Annotated in this window: 13 protein-coding genes, 9 tRNA genes and 1 pseudogene; 8 read left to right on the top strand and 15 right to left on the bottom strand. The window is 41.9% G+C overall.

The genetic code is table 11. The annotated features are described in order from the left end of the window. The 8 genes and pseudogenes from OS173_RS05105 to OS173_RS05140 form a co-directional block, all read left to right on the top strand. Positions 1-109, top strand: a pseudogene (locus OS173_RS05105) (IS30 family transposase); the annotation flags it as partial. Between the two features lie 520 nt (positions 110-629). Next, complete coding sequence (locus tag OS173_RS05110) at positions 630-2942, top strand: TonB-dependent receptor domain-containing protein (protein WP_267183201.1); 2313 nt, start codon at positions 630-632, stop codon at positions 2940-2942. A gap of 88 nt (positions 2943-3030) precedes the next feature. Then, entirely contained in the window at positions 3031-4614 is a 1584-nt protein-coding gene (locus OS173_RS05115) for a peptide chain release factor 3 (RefSeq protein ID WP_267183202.1), read from the top strand. Between the two features lie 76 nt (positions 4615-4690). After that, positions 4691-4767: transfer RNA gene (locus tag OS173_RS05120), tRNA-Met, on the top strand. Between the two features lie 64 nt (positions 4768-4831). Next, positions 4832-5368 carry a chalcone isomerase family protein gene (locus tag OS173_RS05125; protein ID WP_267183203.1) on the top strand — a complete coding sequence of 179 codons (537 nt, stop codon included), beginning with the start codon at positions 4832-4834 and terminating at the stop codon, positions 5366-5368. Positions 5369-5387: 19 nt separating this feature from the next. Next, positions 5388-8366 (top strand): amidohydrolase family protein, encoded by a 2979-nt coding sequence (locus OS173_RS05130; protein ID WP_267183204.1) that lies wholly within the window; start codon positions 5388-5390, stop codon positions 8364-8366. Further along, positions 8366-9637 (top strand): amidohydrolase family protein, encoded by a 1272-nt coding sequence (locus OS173_RS05135; protein ID WP_267183205.1) that lies wholly within the window; start codon positions 8366-8368, stop codon positions 9635-9637. Before OS173_RS05130 ends, OS173_RS05135 begins: the two co-directional genes overlap by 1 nt. Position 9638: 1 nt before the next feature. Then, positions 9639-10619 (top strand): lipoate--protein ligase, encoded by a 981-nt coding sequence (locus OS173_RS05140; protein ID WP_267183206.1) that lies wholly within the window; start codon positions 9639-9641, stop codon positions 10617-10619. A gap of 70 nt (positions 10620-10689) precedes the next feature. Here the strand turns inward: OS173_RS05140 and OS173_RS05145 are convergent, their stop codons facing one another. From OS173_RS05145 to csrA, 15 genes are all read right to left on the bottom strand, one after another. After that, positions 10690-12597 carry a SurA N-terminal domain-containing protein gene (locus tag OS173_RS05145; protein ID WP_267183207.1) on the bottom strand — a complete coding sequence of 636 codons (1908 nt, stop codon included), beginning with the start codon at positions 12595-12597 and terminating at the stop codon, positions 10690-10692. 64 nt (positions 12598-12661) lie between these two features. Further along, positions 12662-12738 (bottom strand) — tRNA-Asp (locus tag OS173_RS05150). A 5-nt stretch (positions 12739-12743) separates the two neighbouring features. Continuing rightward, positions 12744-12819 (bottom strand) — tRNA-Val (locus OS173_RS05155). A 13-nt stretch (positions 12820-12832) separates the two neighbouring features. Then, the gene (locus OS173_RS05160) at positions 12833-13105 is read right to left on the bottom strand and encodes an HU family DNA-binding protein (RefSeq protein ID WP_267183208.1); all 273 of its coding nucleotides are present in this window, start codon (positions 13103-13105) and stop codon (positions 12833-12835) included. 208 nt (positions 13106-13313) lie between these two features. Continuing rightward, positions 13314-15716, bottom strand: coding sequence for an endopeptidase La (gene lon, locus OS173_RS05165; RefSeq protein WP_267183209.1), 2403 nt, complete (start codon positions 15714-15716; stop codon positions 13314-13316). Positions 15717-15718: 2 nt separating this feature from the next. Next, positions 15719-16978: an ATP-dependent Clp protease ATP-binding subunit ClpX gene (gene clpX / locus OS173_RS05170; protein ID WP_267183210.1), complete on the bottom strand. Its 1260-nt coding sequence runs from the start codon at positions 16976-16978 to the stop codon at positions 15719-15721. A gap of 215 nt (positions 16979-17193) precedes the next feature. Beyond that, positions 17194-17805 (bottom strand): ATP-dependent Clp endopeptidase proteolytic subunit ClpP, encoded by a 612-nt coding sequence (gene clpP, locus OS173_RS05175; RefSeq protein WP_267183211.1) that lies wholly within the window; start codon positions 17803-17805, stop codon positions 17194-17196. Continuing rightward, a complete protein-coding gene (tig, locus tag OS173_RS05180; RefSeq protein WP_267183212.1) occupies positions 17802-19112 on the bottom strand; it encodes a trigger factor in 1311 nt (436 codons plus the stop codon). Before tig ends, clpP begins: the two co-directional genes overlap by 4 nt. Before the next feature lie 27 nt (positions 19113-19139). Further along, positions 19140-19224, bottom strand: a tRNA-Leu gene (locus OS173_RS05185). 29 nt (positions 19225-19253) lie between these two features. Continuing rightward, positions 19254-19329 (bottom strand) — tRNA-His (locus OS173_RS05190). A gap of 17 nt (positions 19330-19346) precedes the next feature. Next, a tRNA-Arg gene (locus OS173_RS05195) sits at positions 19347-19423 on the bottom strand. 19 nt (positions 19424-19442) lie between these two features. Next, positions 19443-19519: transfer RNA gene (locus tag OS173_RS05200), tRNA-Pro, on the bottom strand. A 135-nt stretch (positions 19520-19654) separates the two neighbouring features. Further along, positions 19655-19732: transfer RNA gene (locus OS173_RS05205), tRNA-Arg, on the bottom strand. 263 nt (positions 19733-19995) lie between these two features. Beyond that, positions 19996-20087, bottom strand: a tRNA-Ser gene (locus OS173_RS05210). 416 nt (positions 20088-20503) lie between these two features. After that, positions 20504-20746 carry a carbon storage regulator CsrA gene (gene csrA / locus OS173_RS05215; RefSeq protein WP_267183213.1) on the bottom strand — a complete coding sequence of 81 codons (243 nt, stop codon included), beginning with the start codon at positions 20744-20746 and terminating at the stop codon, positions 20504-20506. Positions 20747-20844: the final 98 nt, after the last annotated feature.

The following is a 20844-nucleotide window of genomic DNA, read 5'->3' on the forward strand; positions in this document are numbered from 1 at the left end:
AATAGAACACGTAATGGATTGCCTGAATAACAGACCACGGAAAACAAGAGGCGGGAAATCTCCGAATGAATTATTTATGGGGCAGCAAGTCGATTTACTTGCTGCATGATTAAATTGCACTTATTACTTGAATTCAAGTTAGAATAAATCAGCGATAAAACACTAAATGTTTATAGCCAATTCATTTAAAAGAATATATTTTCATCTGAAACCGATTGCCTTTTATAGAACTGCCACTTGAATTATTTTGATTCAAAGCTATTATCAAGTTATGAGCCGGTCAAATACACATTGGATACTTTTGTTGCTGACACTAACTGTGTCGACGGCATTAATGCATGAGGTTGTTGTTCATGACAACAGCACCTGTACCGTTTGTGTGCAATTCCACAGCTCTCCTCCGGTTATTGATAACCCCACTACTGGGTTTGTTTTAACTGAGAACGTTACTGCCACCCTTTTATCTTTATCTCAGGGCACATCTCCCGTTTTAGGTTTTTTTCATACCGCATACATTCGTGGACCGCCTCCATTCATAAGTTAGTTTTATTTTAAATGGCTTTGTTAATGGCAAAGCTAACACAACATTGACAACCTCTTCTCGAGGTTGCGTAAACTTATGAGAAATTATGAAAACGATTTTATTTTTAATGGGCTGCTTACTAGCGGCCAGTACTTTAGCCGCTGAACATTCAATATCTGGTCAGCTTTTGTTAAACAAAAAACCTGTTAAGCAAGCCGTTATTTATATTCACCAACAGAATGTAAAAACAATAAGTGATAACCAGGGTTATTTCGAATTTAGCGAATTATCACCGGGTGATTATGACCTGGATATTAAGGCGGATAGTCAACATCACTATAATGTCACGGTTTCCTTTAATCGCCAGCGTCATATCATAGAACTAAGCGAATTGGTTTTAGATGATCTGGTGGTGTCAGCACATCCGCTGGATCACAATCAATTACGCATGACCATGCCGGTTGAGATTATTGATGAAGATCAGTTGGTTATGAACCGTTCATTAAGTATTGACCAAACAGTTAATCAAATTGCCGGTATTCAATCAGGCAGCTTTGGCACCGGGGCCGGCCAGGTGGTTATTCGCGGTCAACAAGGTCCGCGGGTATCGGTACTCAGTAATGGCATCGGTAATCAGGATGCCGCTTCAGTGAGCCCCGATCATTGGGTCAGTAGTGAAAGTTTATTGGCCACTCAAGTTGAAGTGATTAAAGGTCCGGCCACCCTGCTCTATGGTGGCGGCGCTGTCGGAGGGCTGGTTAATGTCGTCGATCAATCCATTGCCACATCTGCCTATGATGGTTTCAATGGTGCTTTTGAGGGTCGTTTATCTGACAGTGCTTTAGATGAACGGGCTGGGGTGCTGAGTTTAAATGCACCACTGAGTGATCGTTTGATGGCTCATTTAAGCTACTTTTACAATGAAACTGATGATTATGAGATTCCCGGCTACGCCGAATCACATTATCTTCGGGATTTAATGCATGCTGATGAGGAACATGGCGAGGAAGATGAGGAACATGAATATGGCCAATTAGCCAATTCTGCGGTGCGCAGTTCGGGTTTACAGACGGGTTTATCGTGGCTTACAGACAGTGGTTACTGGGGTATTTCTTTTCAGAATTTCGATCGTAAATACGGTATTCCGGGCCACAATCATTTAGAAGAAGATGACGGTGATCATGATGACCATGGAGTTGCTAAAGAAGAGCACGATGACATGCATGAATCACATCGGGTGTGGATTGATTTAGACAAGCAAGCCTTTCAACTGCGTGGCTTGCATCGTTTTGACGGTGGATTTTTTACCCAGGTCAAAAGCCATTATGGTTATACCGATTACCAACACATCGAGTTTGATAATGGAGATCCGGCCACCACCTACAGCAATGAAGGCCATCAATGGCGACTTGAACTCAATCACCAACACCGCTTTGGCTTTGATGGCGTTTGGGGTTTAGACTGGTCCACCAGTGATTTTTCAGCCCTCGGCCATGAAGCCTATATTGTGCCTTCAACCACAGATAAACTGGGGTTGTTCGTTTTAGAAGAGCGCCAGTTTGGGGATTTGCATTGGGAATTGGGCATCCGCGCAGATCGCCAGAAAATCTCCACTGATTTATGGCGAGACAACAGCGAAACCGCTGTCAGTTTTTCCACCGGCTTTAATGTCAAGTTATCGGAACATTTCAGCCTGCCGATTCATTTGAGTTCAGCGCAACGGTTACCGACTGCTGAAGAACTGTTTTCTAACCAATCAGGCAACGATGAATTAATACCGCATTTAGCCACCGGCTCTTTTGAAGTGGGTAATCCAGCCTTACAGGCAGAAGTCAGTAATAACCTCGATGTCGGCTTAAAGTACCGTAAAGATCAGTGGGCGGCCAACCTGAATGCCTTTTATAATCAAATGGATGACTTTATCTTTTTGGCTTTTTCCGGGCAAATGATTGATGACTGGCCGGTTTATCATTACAGCCAACAAAATGCCACTTTTAAGGGCTTCGAAGCAGATATCGCTTATAGCTTTGATGATGTTTATAATAATCAATGGCGGGTTAAATTATTCACCGATGCCACCACAGCCAAACTGAATACCGGTGACTATGTGCCACGCATTCCGGCCAATCGCTTTGGTGTATCGGCAGACTGGTGGCGTGGTGCCTGGTCAGCGCAATTGAAAACCATGCGTGTTAATAAACAAGATCATTTAGCCTCCGGTGAGTTACCCACCGATGCTTATACGCAGGTTGATTTTAGCCTGAATCGATTACAGATAACCGCCAACAATGAATGGCTCTGGTTCATTAAAGGTAGCAACTTATTGAACGAGGATATTCGTGAGCATGCGTCTTTCATTAAAGACAAAGCCCCACGACCGGGTCGCAGTATTACTGCCGGCTTACGGGTGTCATTCTAAGCCGATATACGGTTGTCTTTTTTATCGGTGATAAGAGTGCTAAAATGCGCCCCTTATTTTGACTCAGCCAATAAAGGGCGCATTTTTTATGGAAAGCTATAAAAACCGCAGAACATTTGCCATTATTTCGCATCCGGATGCCGGTAAAACCACTATCACAGAAAAAATTCTGTTATTTGGTGGTGCCATTCAGGTCGCCGGAGCGGTTAAATCACGCAAAACAGATAAACACGCCACCTCTGACTGGATGGCGATGGAGCAGGAACGGGGTATTTCCGTGACTTCATCTGTGATGCAGTTCCCTTATAAAGATCGCATTGTTAATTTATTGGATACACCGGGTCATGCGGACTTCTCAGAAGATACTTATCGCACTTTAACTGCAGTGGATTCGGCATTAATGGTGATTGACTGTGCCAAAGGCGTTGAGGAGCGGACCATTAAACTGATGGAAGTGTGTCGTTTACGCACCACCCCTATTTTTACCTTTATCAACAAGTTAGACCGAGAGGGTAAAGAGCCGATTGAACTCATTGATGAGGTCGAGGATGTCCTAAATATCCAATGCGCACCGATTACCTGGCCCATTGGCATGGGTAAACGCTTAAAAGGTGTTTATCATTTTATTAACGATGAAATCTTGCTCTATGAGTCGGGTAAAAATTATGAAAAACAACAAGCGACGGTGATTGAAGGTTTGCATTCTAAAGCTTTGGAGGAGGCGTTGGGTGATGGCCTTGCGGCTGAGTTCCGTGATGAAATTGAGTTAGTGAAAGGCGCTTCTCACACGTTTGACAAAGACGCTTACTTGGCCGGCAAGTTATCACCGGTGTTTTTTGGTTCCGCCATTAATAATTTTGGTGTCCAGCCGTTACTGGATGCTTTCGTTGAACATGCGCCGATGCCACAACCCCGTGAAACCTTAACCCGTTTAGTTGAACCAGCTGAGCCCAATTGCACAGGCTTTGTGTTCAAAATTCAGGCCAATATGGACCCCAAGCACCGTGATCGACTGGCGTTTATGCGTATCTGTTCCGGGGTATTTGAACAGGGTATGAAACTCACCAATACCCACAGCGGAAAGGAATTAAAGGTCGCTAATGCCGTGACTTTTATTGCAGAAACCCGTGGCCAGGTGGATAAGGCTTATCCCGGTGATATTATCGGCATTCACAACCATGGCACCATCAGCATCGGAGATTCTTTTACCGAAGGCGAGGATTTAAGTTTTACCGGCATTCCCAGCTTTGCCCCTGAACTATTTAGACGGGCTCGACTCAAAGACCCACTCAAACTCAAAGCCTTACAAAAGGGTCTTGAGCAATTATCAGAAGAAGGTGCCACTCAGTTTTTCCGACCGTTACTATCCAATGATTTAATATTGGGCGCCATTGGCGTGTTACAGTTTGATGTGGTGGCACACCGTTTACAACATGAATACAATGTGAAAGCCATTTTTGAAGCCGTTGACACCCGTATTGCTTATTGGGTCAGCAGTGATGATGATAAAGCCATGAAACAGTTTAAAAACCGCAATCAAGCCAACTTAGCCGTTGATGGTCATGGTCACTTGGTTTATCTGGCCCCGTCCATGGTGAATCTACAGCTGGCGCAAGAACGTAATCCGGATGTGGTTTTTCATAAAACCACAGAAACACTTCCTATTGATTAACGACATCAGACAATTGATTTTTATGAAAATAGCTTGACAATTTTCGCCATTTGATTAAAATTCGCGCTCTTAATGTGGCTATATAGCTCAGTTGGTTAGAGCACAGCATTCATAATGCTGGGGTCCCAGGTTCAAGTCCCGGTATAGCCACCATTTCCTCTTTAGTATTTCTTTCCTATTCCATTGTTTTGCTTTAGCTTTGCATTATAATAAGCTGATGCGTTATTTCCTGTTATTTTTATTATTACTGGCCAGCCCTTCGATTTGGGCAGATGATAATCAATGGGTAACGCTGGGATCGAGTCCCATCAACTGGGGCTATCTCACACCTTATCAACTGGAACTGCAGGCCCCCATCGGGCAACATAATCTCAAAGATATTCGCAGTGGTGTACAGCCGGTTCGTTTTAAATTAACGTGGCTATCACCCAACACTTCAGAGGCTGATGTGCAGACTCATTTTAAAGCACTTATTGAAAGCAAACTGGAAACTCCTGAGTCAATTCAATTTAATCAACAATCGATCCGTAAATTACTGAAAAAATTACCGGCCACCAAAAGACATGACGTTTGGCATGTGGTTTTTGCACCGGATCAAGGTACATTATTCATCATTGAGCAACAAGTGGTACACACCCTGATTGGCGCTGAGGTTAACAGAGCACTCTATCAAGCCTGGCTTTATCAAAATCCGGTAACAACCGCGAAATTACTCAAACGCTTAAATAAATTCCAGCAAGATAATCAACCATAAAACACTTTTAGGCACATTTATGAAAAAAATACTCATTTTAGTCCTGTTCAGCATTTCGGTCAGCGTTTCCGGCGCAGACATACCAACGGCCACAGTAAATGGTGTTCAGGATATGCGTAACACGGTTCTGGCCCTAACCCATGTTAACGTTCAAGTTACCCCTGACAAACTTCTGCAAGATGTCACCCTGATTATTAAAAACGGTCAAATCAGTGATTATCGTGAAGACAATCAGCCGCCTAAAAATGCAGTGGTCTTAAATTATCAAGGCTTATATATTTATCCTGGGTTTATTCACTTAGATAGTGATGCAGGTTTACCGGAACCGGCCAAACGCCCACCTTTTAGTTGGGGAGGCCCAGAAACATTACAAAGCACAACCCAAGGTGCTTACAATGCCAATGAAGCCATCAAAGCAAGCTATAACGCCGCTGATGACTATAAACACAATCAAAAAGTCAATAAAAGCCTGAGACAAGCCGGCTTTACCAGTGCCTTAAGCCACCGACATGACGGCATTATGCGTGGCACCGGTTTGTTAGTAAGCTTAGCTGATGAACCGGCTCAGTTAACTCTATTATCACCACAAGCCAGCCAACATTTTTCTTTTAACAAAGGCTCATCAAAACAAAATTACCCGGTTTCACTCATGGGTGCTGTGGCCTTAATCAGACAAACATTACTGGATGCCGAGTGGTATCAACAACAAAACATGATGACGGATTTAGACTTAGCGGTGGTAAATAGCCATAAGTCATTACCCGCGATATTTGAGGTTAATAATTGGCAACAGGCTTTACTAACTAAAAAGTTAGCTGATGAATTCAATCTTCAATTTACGGTCAAAACCTCCGGAGATTCATATCAATCCATCGAATCCATCGCAAAAACCGGTCAAACTTTAATCGTACCGTTAAATTATCCAAAAGCGCCGGAAGTTAACTCACCTCTAGACAGTTACCATGTGGATTACACGGACTTAAAAGAATGGCAAGTGGCGCCGTTTAATACGCGATTATTGGCCGATAAAGAGGTGCGATTTGCTCTATTACCCGGTGATGGTGATAAAGGTTTAAAAACGTTTTTCAAAGATTTACGCAAAGCCGTAGAACATGGTTTAAGTGAGAAAAAAGCTTTGGCAGCGTTAACCACAGTTCCGGCAGAGATTTTAAAACGCCAAGACATTGGTCACTTAAATAAAGGTGCACGCGCTGACTTTATTGTTGTTGATCAGCCAATATTTCATAAAGAAGCACAACTCAAAGATTCTTGGATCAATGGCGAAAGAATGGAAATTGAAGCCCGATTACCATTAACCGAAGGTGATTACACCTTATCGTTAAACAACAACCTCTATGGGCTTAATTTTAGTTTTAAAAAAGGACAATTAAACATTAAACCCACCGCAGACAGTGACCATGATTTTTCGGCGAAACTGGATGGTCAATTATTGAGTCTGGTTATTGATGAGCAAGCACCATTAATGGCTTGGGTCAACCAAGGAGAGATCAAACCATTGCCTTCAGACAACGTTTGGTCATTGATTAAAGCAGAATCATTAAGTGCTTCTGATAATAACAATCAAGATAAGCAAACACCCAAAACCCCGCCGAACATTCCAAATCCTTTTACAGCCTACGGTTTGGCTGATACCTCAACGCCTGACAAAGTATTATTTAAAAATGCCACAGTGTGGACTAATGAAGACCAAGGTATTGTTGAAAACACTGATGTCTTGGTGGTTAACGGTAAGATCAAACGCATCGGCCAAAATATCGCAGACAGTCAAGCGGATTTGCTCATTGATGCCAGCGGCAAGCATCTAACCTCAGGTATTATCGATGAGCACAGTCATATTGCCCTATTATCGGTGAATGATGTGGCGGTTAACTCCAGCATGGTGCGGATGCAAGATGTGGTTAATTCACAAGATGTGAACATCTACCGTAACTTAGCCGGTGGCGTTATCGCCGCACAATTACTACATGGCTCGGCCAATCCGATTGGTGGCCAATCAGCTCTGGTCAAAATGCGCTGGGGCGTTTCGCCACAAGAGATGTTAATTGATGGTGCCGATGGCTTTATTAAGTTCGCCTTAGGTGAAAATGTAAAAAACGCCAGAAATAACCAGTCTTTACGATACCCGCTAACACGGATGGGTGTGGAACAGGTTTACCGAGATCAGTTCAGCCAAGCGCAGCAGTATCAAAAAGCATGGCAAGATTATAATGACTTAAGCCGTTCTAAAAAGAAGAACACCACACCACCACGGCGTGATTTAGCCATGGAAGCCACCGCTGAAGTGATTAATCAGGAGCGTTACATCAGTTGTCATTCCTATGTACAATCTGAAATCAGCATGTTAATGCATGTGGCGGACGATTTTGATTTTCAGGTCAATACTTTTACCCATATTCTGGAAGGCTATAAGGTTGCCGACCAAATGAAAGCACATGGTGTCGGCGCATCAACCTTCGCCGATTGGTGGGCTTATAAATGGGAGGTCAATGAAGCCATTCCTTATAATGCTGCGATTATGGATGATGTGGGATTAGTCACAGCCATCAACTCAGATTCAGCAGAGATGTCCCGACGACTGAATCAAGAAGCAGCCAAAACCATTAAATATGGTGGTTTAAGTGAACAGGAAGCCTGGAAAACCGTGACTTTAAATCCTGCAAAATTATTACATCTGGATAATCGCATGGGCAGCATCAAAGAAGGCAAAGACGCAGATTTGGTGCTGTGGTCAGACAAACCTTTATCCGTATATGCCCAAGCAGAAAAAACCATGGTCGATGGCATCATTTATTTTGATCGCAATAAGCAAGCCGCTTTAGAACAACAAATAAATGATGAAAAAATGGACTTAATCAAACAAAGTCAAACCTCTGGTGAAACTAAAAAATCAGATATGACGGCATCTCAACCGACGCTTCATTGTGATACCTTAATCACCCAAGACGCTTATCTACAACTTAACAACGGAGCAGAATAATGAGAATTTTCATTGTTATCGCCTTAACCTTTATTCTATGTCAAGCACAGGCCATCAGACCGCAACCAGCAACGGCTCAAAATGAACCACAAACCTTTATCAATGCCACCATTCATACTGGTGACGGTGAAGTTTTAAATCATGCCATGATGGTAACCGAGGCCGGTCGCATCACCTATTTAGGCGAGTATAATTCAGCCAGACAACAAGGCCAGGTAACTGATGTTAACCAACAACATTTGTACCCGGGATTTATTTTAAGCAATACCAATTTAGGCTTAACCGAAGTGGATGCCATTAACGCTTCAGTGGACTTCAAAGAAACCGGCCAACTCAATCCCAATGTCCGCTCAGCCGTTGCTTACAACGCAGATTCCATGCGAATACCGCCGATGCGCTTTAATGGGATTTTACTGGCTCAAGTGGTTCCGGTTGGTGGTTTAGTCAGTGGCAGTTCTTCGATTATGCAACTGGACGCCTGGAATTGGGATGATGCCTTGGTGAAAAGTGACGATGGGCTGCATGTCAACTGGCCATCGCAATGGACCAAAAAATTTGATTTCAGTACCTTTAGTATGAAGCTGGAACAAGATAAAAACCACCAAGATAAAGTCACCCAAATTAAAACATTGTTTAACGATGCGCGTGTTGCTAATGACGCCAATAATTTAAAGTTATCAGCCGTGGCTTCTGTGTTTAACGACGACAAACAAGTCTTTATTCACGCCAACACACCCAAAGCCATCATTGAAAGCATTGAATTTTTTCAATCCCTGAAAATCGACCCCATTTTGGTGACTGATTCAGCGGCTTTACCGGTTCTGGAATTTATTGCTGCCGCCAAGATTCCGGTTATTGTGACTTCGGTTCATGACTTACCTGAACGTAGCGACAGTCCGCTTGAGGAACCTTATGTTATTGCAGCAAAATTAATCAAAGCCGGTGTATTAACAGCCATCACTTACCCTGGCTCTATGAGTTCACGTAATCTGGCTTTTACCGCCGGCACTGTGGCAACACAAGGCATCGACAAAAACACGGCACTACAGCTCATTACCCTCAACCCCGCAAAGATTCTTAACATTGATACCGATTATGGTAGTTTAGCAGTCAATAAAAGTGCCACCTTCTTTATTTCATCCGGTGATGCGTTGGATATGTCAGGCCAAAAACTGCAGGCGGCTTATATCGATGGTCGTCAAATCGATTTAGCCGGCAAACAACAAAAACTATATAAACGTTATCAGCAAAAATATCAGCTGGCAGAATAATATGTTATGCATTCAACACCATTTTACCGATCCTTACTTTAATTTAGCCGTGGATGAATATATTTTTAAACACATTGATGAGGATTGTTTTATGTTGTGGCGCAATGATAACGCCATTATTGTTGGCAAACATCAAAATACTCTGGCTGAAATTAATCTGGATTTCGTACAAGAAAAAGACATTAAAGTGGTCAGGCGGATGTCCGGTGGTGGTGCGGTTTACCATGACCTAGGTAACCTAAACTTCACTTTTACCAAAACCAATAAAGAACCGAGCAAAGTTGATTTTCACCATTACACCCGCCCTATTCTTGATGTGTTACAAAATTTAGGTGTGAATGCTGAGTTTCAAGGTCGTAATGATTTGGTTATTGACGGTAAAAAATTTTCCGGTAATGCCGAGTATATTTTAAAAAACAAAATACTGCATCATGGCACCATATTGTTTTCTTCACATATGCCGGATATAAGTGGTGCTTTAAAAGCCAACCCACTCAAATTTAAAGACAAAGCCGTTAAATCGATTCCTAAACGGGTCACCAATGTTATGTCACATTTAGCACAACCTATATCCCTCGATGAGTTTACCGACAAAGTTATGGCTCATATTGTTGCAACTCATGATGATTGTCGTCCTTATACGCTTACTGAAAATGACATTAAAGCCATCGAAAAAATTCGCGATGAAAAATATGCCACGTGGGAATGGAACTTCGGCTCATCCCCTAATTATAATTTTCAACAATGCATTCGAACCGAAGGTGGCACCTTAGAAATGCATTTAGACGTTCACAAGGGTGTTATTGAGCAATGCCGTATCTTTGGTGATTTTTTCACCACCAAGGACATCAGCGCCATTGAAGACACTTTAGTCGGGTTACGTCATGACAAAAAAGTCATCAGAAAACAACTGAATAAATTTGATATCAGCCGTTATTTTCACAACATGACAGCAGATGATTTAATGTCTGCCATGTTCTAATGGTTTATTTCTGATAGCCATAAAAAAGGGCCCAGATAGGCCCTTTTTTTATAGTGTATCAATCCCGTATTTAGAATTGATTTTGTTGGTTTAATAACTGCTCGTTAATGGTTATTTTTGCCGCTTGTCTCAATGCTTGCAATAACAACTGTTGTTCGTTGGTTTTAATGTTGCGCTCTAATTGGGCCGCATCATCATTGAGCTGTGAGATGGCTGATGTATCGGGCGTATTAATGGCCAATAGCTGCACCACGGCAACGTCGTTATTATTGGCATTAACAACATGAATTGTGTTGTCTGATTTCTCAGGCGCCATTAATCGAAATACTTCATTAACAACACTCACCGGATGATTAGAACCACTGCGTTTAACATCACGGGCTGCGATGATGCTTAAACCATCAAATTCATCAACCAATGCATTTAAGCTGACATCATCTTGTTGGGCTTTATTCAGAATTTCTTGCGCCAACTGTTGCGCTTGTTCCGCTGTTTTTTGATTGATTAGTTGGGTTTTAATGTCTTCTTTAACATCTTCTAGTGGTTGTACCTCAGCCGGTTTAACCTGATTCATATGAATAAAAGCAATATGGGTATCAGATATATTAACAACATCGGAGTTCATCAACTCTTCTTTGACCAATGTCGAATACGCCATCTGAACAAATTCAGGATTAGCGGCTAAACCACCACCACCTGAACGTGGGAAAAATTCAGTGGTTTTAACTGTTAAATCAGTGGCTTCAGCCGGTTGTGTTAAACCACTTTGTGCATCCAGCACTAAACCGGACAACTCATTGGCCTTATCCAAAAATAAAGTTTGGGCTTGCTTGGCCTGTAACTCCTGTACAATTTCAGATTTAACTTCCTCAAATTCCGGAATACGTGATTCTTTGATTTCTTCAAGTTTAATGATGTGATAACCAAATTCACTTTTAACCGGCTCTGAAATCTCACCCTCTTCCATACTGAACAAGGCTTCATCAAACTCTTCAACCATGTCACCGGAATTAACCAGGCCTAAATAACCACCTTGCTCTGCTGAACCCGGATCTTGTGAATATTCCTTTGCCAACTCAGCAAATGACTCACCATTGGCTAAGCGTTCTTGAATCGCCGATAGCTTATCTTGGGCATCAGCGTCATCATTTACGAGAATATGCGCGGCTTTTCGTTGCGGCGGTTTTTCAAATCGTTTTTTATTGTCTTCATAAGAAGTTAAGGCATCTTGATCAGACACATTAATCTGGTCAGCAACTTGTTGAGCATCCAGTTCAATGTAATCAACTTTGACCATTTCTTCCGTCATAAATCGATCACTGTTGTTTTCATAGAAATCGTTGATTTCATCATCAGTGACAGTGACTTCGTCGGTGAATTGATTGGCCTCAATTAAAAAGTAATCAAAATCACGGGTTTGATTTCTCAAAACGGCAATGGTTTTGGCTTCTTTAGGCGTCATGAATGCAGTGTCATTAAACAATTGATTAACGGCTTGGGCTGCTTCTTCATTGACAATACGTGACTGCAGTACCTGCGCAGATTGATTGGTTTGTGCCAAATAACCGGCATATAGTTCACGGTCAAAATTACCATTGGCATCTTGGAATATTTCAACATCGCCTAAAATACCACGTATTTGCTCGGCAGTGACCGTATAACCATTGTTATAGGCTGCTTGACGATGCAATACACTGTTAATCATAGATTCCAAGAAATTCCGGCGCATCATTGGGGAGTCAAAGAAATCCGGTTGAAGTTGATCTCCATATTGACTCAACATATTCTGTCGATAGGTGGCAAACTGATTACTGTAATCACTGTAAGTGATTGTTTCACCATTGACTGTTGCCAAAGAGTCGCTGCCGGATTGTGAGAAATAATCACCCACACCCCATAACGCAAACGCCAAGATTAAAATACCCATGACTATGGTCATGAATAAGCCCGTTGATTTGTCTCTAATCCAAGTTAACATCAGATTTTATACCTAAATAAAATAACTAAAAAAAAAGGGTGTCAATTGACACCCTTCTTTCATATGGCGGAGTGGACGGGACTCGAACCCGCGACCACCGGCGTGACAGGCCGGTATTCTAACCAACTGAACTACCACTCCGAATCTGGTGGGTGCTGAGGGGCTTGAACCCCCGACCCTCGCCTTGTAAGGGCGATGCTCTCCCAACTGAGCTAAGCACCCGATTCAGGGAGCGTTAGTTTACTGCATCTTTAAGTGCTTTACCAGCCTTAAATGATGGAATTTTAGCCGCTTTAATTTGAATGGTTTCACCGGTACGTGGATTACGTCCTTGACGGGCAGCACGTTCTTTTACTGAGAATGTACCGAAGCCTACAAAAGTTAATTTATCGCCTTTTTTAAGTGCGTTTGTGATGGTATCGACTACCGCATCAAAACAATCACCAGCAGTTGCTTGAGACACGTCTGCTTGCTCAGCAACAGCTTTAATAAAATCTTGTTTTTTCATTGTTTATCTCCTTCGAATTACAATATTTAAATGTTGACTTAACCGCCAAGAATCGCGCATTTTATACCAAGTATTGACCATAAAGCCATCACTATTTTTTAAAAATTGGTACAAATATGAGGATTTTCGTTTTTCTTAAGTTTGACGATTATTTGACCCTCTTATGAGTGCGATACATCATATCACAGTCAATCTTAAAGTCATCGATTTAGTGATGATTTTCTTCACTTAAGCCATGTCTCTTACTGGGAACATGAACCGTTTTATCAGAATCATCGTCTGATTTAATGTGTTTTATTTTGTCAGCCAAAGCCAACGTTAACACTTCATCAATCCATTTAACCGGAATGATGTTCAATTGAGAACGTAATGCCTCAGGTAGTTCGGTCAAATTCTTCTCATTTTCTTTAGGTATGATGACAGTTTTTATACCACCGCGTAAAGCGGCCAACAGTTTCTCTTTCAAACCACCTATGGCCAACACGCGACCTCTTAAGGTAATCTCACCGGTCATAGCCACAGTGGCTTTCACCGGATTCTGGCTAAGCGCTGATACCAAAGCTGTACACATGCCGATACCGGCACTGGGACCATCTTTAGGTGTGGCCCCCTCAGGTACATGAATATGAATGTCATTTGTTTTAAATATATCCGGTGATATGCCAAACAACTGGGCCCGTGATTTAACCACAGACAAAGCCGCTTGAATGGATTCTTTCATGACATCACCTAAATGTCCGGTGTGAGTTAATTTACCACGACCCGGATAGACTGATGCTTCAATTTGTAACAAATCACCGCCAACCTCAGTCCAGGCCAGCCCGGTGACTGTACCGACTTCGTCACTTTTCTCGGCCACACCAAAATTAAATTTCTGAACACCTAAATAATCTGCCAGATTTTTCACCGATACCTTAATGGAGGTCAGGTTTTTATCAGTTAATATCTGTTTCACGGATTTTCTGGCGATTTTAGCGATTTCGCGTTCTAAATTTCGAACCCCGGCTTCCCGGGTGTAATAGCGAACAATATTTTTGATGGCCGCTTTAGAAATTTTGACTTCTGATTTTTTCAGACCGTGGGCCTTTAATTGCTTACTGATTAAGTACTTTTCCGCAATGGCTACTTTTTCTTCTTCCATATAGCCGGGTATGCGAATAATTTCCATGCGATCACGCAAAGGTGCCGGAATGTTCAAAGAGTTTGCTGTGGCAATGAACATAACTTCAGACAAATCAAAGTCAACTTCCAAGTAATGATCTGAAAAATGGCTGTTTTGCTCAGGATCTAAGACTTCCAATAAGGCTGATGCCGGATCACCACGAAAATCACGGGACATTTTATCCAATTCATCGAGCACCATAACCGGATTACAGGTTCCGGCTTTGGTGATGTTTTGAATAACACGTCCGGGCATAGAACCAATATAGGTTCTACGATGACCACGAATTTCAGATTCATCGGAGACACCACCCAAAGAAAATCGAGTAAAGCTACGGTTTGTGGCTTTAGCGATGGAATGACCTAAGGAGGTTTTACCAACACCGGGTGGACCAACAAGACATAAAATGGCGCCTTTCATCTTTGGGGTGCGTTGTTGCACCGCTAAATATTCTAAAATACGTTCCTTAATTTCATCTAAGCCATAATGGTTTTCATCCAATACCTTTTGGGCAAAATCCAAATCCAGTTTGAGGTCGCTGCGCTTTTCCCAAGGCAAGCCAAGGATGGTTTCTAAATAGTTTCTGACCACTGTGGCTTCAGCTGACATAGCAGGCATCATTTGTAATTTCTTAAATTCCGCATCTACTTTGTTTTTAGCTTGCTCAGGTAATGGTGTGTCTTTAATCTTTTGCTCTAAATCAGCATATTCAGAATGCGACTCATCAATATCTGTGAGTTCTTTTTTAATGGCTTTTATTTGTTCGTTTAGATAATACTCACGCTGGTTCTTTTCAATTTGTCCTTTAACGCGTCCACGAATTTTCTTTTCCATCATTAACAAATCCAATTCGGCTTCAATGATGGATAATAATGTCGTAACCAATTCGTCTATTTCATTAATTTCCAATAATTTTTGTTTTTGCTGATGTTCAATCATTAAGTGCGCAGAAATGGTGTCTGCTAAAGCCCCTAAATCATCTATGCTAAGCACATTACGCAACACTTCAGCAGATATTTTTTTATGTTTACCCTGATATTCTTTAAAACGGTCTTTAAGGGTTTTCAAAAAAACCTTTTCTTCATCACTGTCTAAATTTGTCTGGGCTTTAATAAGACTGTAATCGGCTTTGAAAAAACCATCATCAGTAAGCTCATCTAAATTAACTTTGGTTTGCCCTTCAATTAATACCTTATAAGTATTGTCCTGTAATTTAACCATTTGTAAAATGGCTGATAGAGTGCCGACACTGTAAATATCTTTTACAGCAGGGTCATCTAATTCAGAATCTTTCTGAGCCACTAAAATAACCGGTTGATTTTGATCCATGGCATTTTTTAAGGCTTCGATGGATTTATCTCGCCCCACAAATAAGGGCACGACCATGCCTGGAAACACCACCACATCACGTAACGGCAAAACGGAATATTTAGTTTGTAATTTTGTCATATTTATTTTTCTTTCATCTCATTAGAAATGGCGCCATATACAAGGTAAGGCTCCTTACCTTCTTCAATGACAGCCCGATCGATAACGACCTTTTCAACATTGTCCAAATCTGGTAATTCGTACATAATGTTCAGTAAAGCCTTTTCCATAATGGTTCGTAAGCCACGAGCGCCTGTTTTCCTTTTCATGGCGAGTTTGGCAATGGCGTTTAAGGCATCTTCTCTTATTTCCAGCTCAACATTGTCCATATCAAAAAGCCGCATGAATTGTTTTGACAAGGCGTTTTTGGGTTCTTGTAAAATACGAATCAAAGCCGCTTCATCCAAAAGTTCTAAAGTGGCTAAAACCGGTAATCGGCCGACAAATTCCGGAATTAATCCGTATTGCACCAAATCATCGGCCTCTAAATCTTTGAACATCGCCAATTCTTTTTCTTGATCTTTGGCTGAAGCCACATGGGCGGAAAAACCAATACCGGTTTTAACTGAACGCTCTTGGATAATCTTTTCAAGACCGGAAAATGCCCCACCGCAAATAAATAAGATGTTTTTGGTGTTAACCTGTAAAAACTCTTGTTGCGGATGTTTACGCCCGCCTTGTGGCGGTATTGAAGCCACTGTACCTTCAATGAGTTTTAATAAAGCCTGTTGAACGCCTTCTCCCGATACATCTCGGGTTATGGAAGGATTTTCTGATTTACGCGATACTTTATCGATTTCGTCAATATAAATAATGCCCGTTTCAGCTTTTTCCACATCGTAATCACAATTCTGTAGTAGCTTTTGTATGATATTTTCGACATCTTCACCCACATAGCCGGCTTCAGTTAAAGTGGTGGCATCGGCAATGGTAAAAGGCACATTTAATATTCTGGCTAAGGTTTCAGCCAATAATGTTTTACCTGAACCGGTAGGACCAACCAACAAAATGTTAGATTTCGCCAGCTCAACATCATCACTGTCAACCATTGAGCGAACCCGCTTATAATGGTTATATACAGCCACAGCCAACACTTTCTTCGCGGTTTCTTGACCAATCACATATTCATCAAGTAATTCATGAATTCTTTTCGGGGTTGGTAAATCTTCACCGCCCTCACTCAGAATATCCTCCATTTCATCACGAATAATCTCATTACACAAATCAACGCATTCATCACAGATAAATACGCTGGGGCCGGCTATCAGCTTCGTCACTTCCTGTTGGCTTTTACCGCAAAAGCTGCAGTGTTTAATTTCTTCTAGTCGCTTATCTTCACTCATGGGCATTATTGGGTTGTTTTATCACTGTTATCATACAAAAATTGTTGTTGGCTGCCTACCTTAAATATAAAAAGCTGGGCACGATTTGTATATGAGGGTAAGCCGTAAACTTTCAAGCTGATTAGCATTGCTGATTTAGGCTTTGTTAAGGATAAGAATTAAGATGATAAGAATATGGACTGATGGCTAGTGCCATCAGTCCATATTAAATGGAATTATTTACGGTGGCTAACCACATGATCGACCAAACCATACTCTTTGGCTTCTTCCGCACTGAGGAAGTTATCGCGGTCTGTGTCTTTTTCGATTTTTTCGATATCTTGACCGGAATGTTTGGCCATAATTTCATTCATTTTTTGCTTCACTTTCAGCACTTCTCTGGCATGAATATCGATGTCAGAAGCTTGACCTTGAAAGCCACCTAATGGCTGATGGATCATGACCCGAGAGTTAGGCAAAGCAAAACGCTTACCTGCTGTACCGGCATTTAATAAAAAAGCCCCCATACTGGCAGCTTGACCAATACACATGGTACTGATATCCGGTTTAATAAACTGCATGGTGTCATAAATTGACATACCTGAAGTAATCACACCACCGGGGCTATTAATGTATAGGTTAATGTCTTTGTCCGGATTTTCAGCCTCCAAAAACAGCAATTGTGCCACCACTAAATTCGCCATATGGTCTTCGATCTGACCCACTAAAAATATAATGCGCTCTTTTAAAAGCCTTGAATAGATATCGTAGGACCGTTCACCGCGCGCAGTGCGCTCTATGACCATTGGCACCAATTGCATGGCTTCTTCTATGCGTTGATTATTCATTCGCTTACTTTCGGTTTCATGACGTCATCAAAGCTTTTTTTGTTATTCTTAATCTTAACTTCAGATTCGATCCACTCCATAACTTGTGCTTCGATTACGTTTTGTTCAACACTGGCCATCAAATCCTGGTTTTGATAATACATTTGAATAACTTCTTGAGGTTGTTCAAAGGTTTGAGCAATTTCATTAATTTGCTCTCTCACTTTGGTGAAGTCGGTTTTGATGTCTTGTTTTTTTGCAATGTCTTGAATAATAAGGCTGTTCAAAATTCTTTCTTTGGCGGCGGCCGTGTATTCAGATGAATCCTTTAGAGGCGCATCATCGCGTCCCATTTGCTTGGCACGTTGCTGATCTTGTTGTGCCATGTATTGACTCTCTCGCAGAACCATCGATTCAGGCAATGGCATATCAGCACAATGTGCCCGCAATGCTTGCAAAGCTTTTTGTTTAAAATGATTATTGACTGTTTGACTCAATTCGCGTTTAAGATTATTCTCAATGTCTTTCTTTAGTTGTTCAGGGTCGCCACTTTCGATACCAAATGATTTAACAAATGCTTCATCTACTTCAGGCAGCTTGGCTTTTTTGACTTCTTTAATTGTAAACTCAAAGTTTACTTTTTGACCAGCCAACTCATCAACATTGAATTGATCATCAAAAGTTATTTCTAAAGAGCCTTCTTCTTTTACTTTCATACCAGTTAAGGCCTTTTTCAAGGCATCTGGTATTTTACTTTCTCCCATTAAAATACCCATGTGTTCAGTATCTTTCTTAGGAAAAGTTAAATCCTTATTACTGGCTTTAAAATCTAAAGTTACTAAATCGCCATTGGCAATTTTACCCTTGCTGTCTTTCCAATCTTGCTTTTGTTTTTGTAAATTAACAATCATGTCATTGACATCTGATTCGGTAATTTCAACCAAATCTTTTTCAACTTCTGTGTTAGCAAAATCAATTTCAGGCACTTGTGGCATCAACTCAACTTTCGCTTCAAAAGCGAAACCACCATCATCGGCGTCATTTGTTTTTGTGACTTCAGGAGCGGCTGCCAACTCAAGCTCATTGTCAGTAATGGCTTTCTCAATGGAGTTTTGCATTAATTCGCCAAGCACTTCTTGACGTGCATGCTGTCCAAATCGTTGCACCAAAATCTTTTTTGGTACTCGACCTTGACGAAATCCTTTTATACGAACTTCTTTACCCAATTCGGTGATTTTTTCATCGACTTTTGATTGAATGTCTGCGGCTGCTAATTCAATATTTACCGTACGTTCCAAACCTTCTGCTTGATCTATTGAGATTTGCATTATAACTCCAGAGTTTATCTATAAATTTGGTGCGAAAGGAGAGACTCGAACTCTCACATCATAAGATACTGGTACCTAAAACCAGCGCGTCTACCAATTCCGCCACTCTCGCAATGTTTTTATCGGGATGAAAAGAATGAATGGGGTGACCGATGGGGCTCGAACCCACGACAACCAGAATCACAATCTGGCGCTCTACCAACTGAACTACGGTCACCATATCTAATGCCTGCCTGGCGCGCCCGGCAGGACTCGAACCTGCAACCCTCGCCTTAGAAGGGCGATGCTCTATCCAGTTGAGCTACGGGCGCATTGCAGTTTACTATAAAATGGTCGGGGTAGAGAGATTCGAACTCCCGACCCACTGCTCCCAAAGCAGTTGCGCTACCAGGCTGCGCTATACCCCGACTGGTCTTATCTCACTCATTTCATCAAGCTGGCGAATTTTAATACCTCAAACCAGCAAGTTCAATCATAAAATAAGTTTTATCGCCTTTATTTCAAGGCTTAACACTTTAAATCCATTCAAAATGCTAAAAAAATGGCGCGCCCGGAAGGATTCGAACCTCCGACCGCCTGGTTCGTAGCCAGGTACTCTAATCCAACTGAGCTACGGGCGCGCATTGGGCTGCGAATTATGTTTGTTTTTAACATCGAAGTCAACAGCAAACATAAAAAACACACATTATTTTATCCAATCATAGTGATATGACTTGATAAAATGGCGGAGAGTGAGGGATGACTCAAAACTTCCTGTTTTGCCCGCTTCGCGGCGCCTTCGTCGGTGAAAATACGCTCCCGGCGTATTTTTCGAACCCTCAGGCTTTCATGCTTCACTGTCCAATATTTTATAAAATCCCCGCTTCGAGGGGCTTTTATAAAATGGCGGAGAGTGAGGGATTCGAACCCTCGATGGGCTATAAAACCCATACTCCCTTAGCAGGGGAGCGCCTTCAGCCGCTCGGCCAACTCTCCGTTTTCTTTATTGCCCACCATCATTCCGGCGGGTAACATTGTTCTTTGTGCGCTCCCCAATGGGAGACGCCTGATTCCGGGCATCCTGCCCTTCACCCTTCGGGTCCGCTTCGCGGGGCTAAAATGATCCCGTCATTTTAGTCAGCCGCTCGGCCAACTCTCCGTTTTCTTAATAACCCACCATCATTCCGGCGGGAAACATTATTCTTTGTGCGCTCCCCAATGGGAGACGCCTGATTCCGGGCATCCTGCCCTTCACCCTTCGGGTCCGCTTCGCGGGGCTAAAATGATCCCGTCATTTTAGTCAGCCGCTCGGCTCACCTTCCGATTTTAATTAAATAAGCCGAAACAGGCTTATAAAGTTAAGGCGGCTATTTTAGTCATATTTGACTTAAATGCAACCGAATTTTATAGAGTTATTGATTGCCAATACCATCATCATAGGAATCGGTATCGACGTCCTCCCCAACCGGTTGTTCCGTGTCTTGGTTAAGCTGCTCATTTTTAATGCGCTCATATATTTCTTCGCGGTGTACCGCGATTTCCTTCGGGGCATTAATTCCAATGCGAACTTGATTACCCTTAATACCTAATACCGTCACTGTGACGTCATCCCCAATCATTAAGGTTTCACCAACTCTTCTGGTTAAAATTAACATTTTTTTCTCCGTTTAACGTTATTTAAGTACTCTCGGGAAGTACCTGTCCAAAATAATATTGTTATAATTTTTAGGTTACTGATTAGACAATATTTGGC

Source organism: Marinicella gelatinilytica (assembly GCF_026410405.1).
GTDB lineage: Bacteria > Pseudomonadota > Gammaproteobacteria > Xanthomonadales > Marinicellaceae > Marinicella > Marinicella gelatinilytica.

Bases quoted from the DNA above. Each gene is read 5' to 3' on its own strand.
- OS173_RS05110 (WP_267183201.1), top strand. From the start codon at position 630: ATGAAAACGATTTTATTTTTAATGGGCTGCTTACTAGCGGCCAGTACT.
- OS173_RS05115 (WP_267183202.1), top strand. From the start codon at position 3,031: ATGGAAAGCTATAAAAACCGCAGAACATTTGCCATTATTTCGCATCCG.
- OS173_RS05125 (WP_267183203.1), top strand. From the start codon at position 4,832: ATGCGTTATTTCCTGTTATTTTTATTATTACTGGCCAGCCCTTCGATT.
- OS173_RS05130 (WP_267183204.1), top strand. From the start codon at position 5,388: ATGAAAAAAATACTCATTTTAGTCCTGTTCAGCATTTCGGTCAGCGTT.
- OS173_RS05135 (WP_267183205.1), top strand. From the start codon at position 8,366: ATGAGAATTTTCATTGTTATCGCCTTAACCTTTATTCTATGTCAAGCA.
- OS173_RS05140 (WP_267183206.1), top strand. From the start codon at position 9,639: ATGTTATGCATTCAACACCATTTTACCGATCCTTACTTTAATTTAGCC.
- OS173_RS05145 (WP_267183207.1), bottom strand. From the start codon at position 12,597: ATGTTAACTTGGATTAGAGACAAATCAACGGGCTTATTCATGACCATA.
- OS173_RS05160 (WP_267183208.1), bottom strand. From the start codon at position 13,105: ATGAAAAAACAAGATTTTATTAAAGCTGTTGCTGAGCAAGCAGACGTG.
- lon (WP_267183209.1), bottom strand. From the start codon at position 15,716: ATGACAAAATTACAAACTAAATATTCCGTTTTGCCGTTACGTGATGTG.
- clpX (WP_267183210.1), bottom strand. From the start codon at position 16,978: ATGAGTGAAGATAAGCGACTAGAAGAAATTAAACACTGCAGCTTTTGC.
- clpP (WP_267183211.1), bottom strand. From the start codon at position 17,805: ATGAATAATCAACGCATAGAAGAAGCCATGCAATTGGTGCCAATGGTC.
- tig (WP_267183212.1), bottom strand. From the start codon at position 19,112: ATGCAAATCTCAATAGATCAAGCAGAAGGTTTGGAACGTACGGTAAAT.
- csrA (WP_267183213.1), bottom strand. From the start codon at position 20,746: ATGTTAATTTTAACCAGAAGAGTTGGTGAAACCTTAATGATTGGGGAT.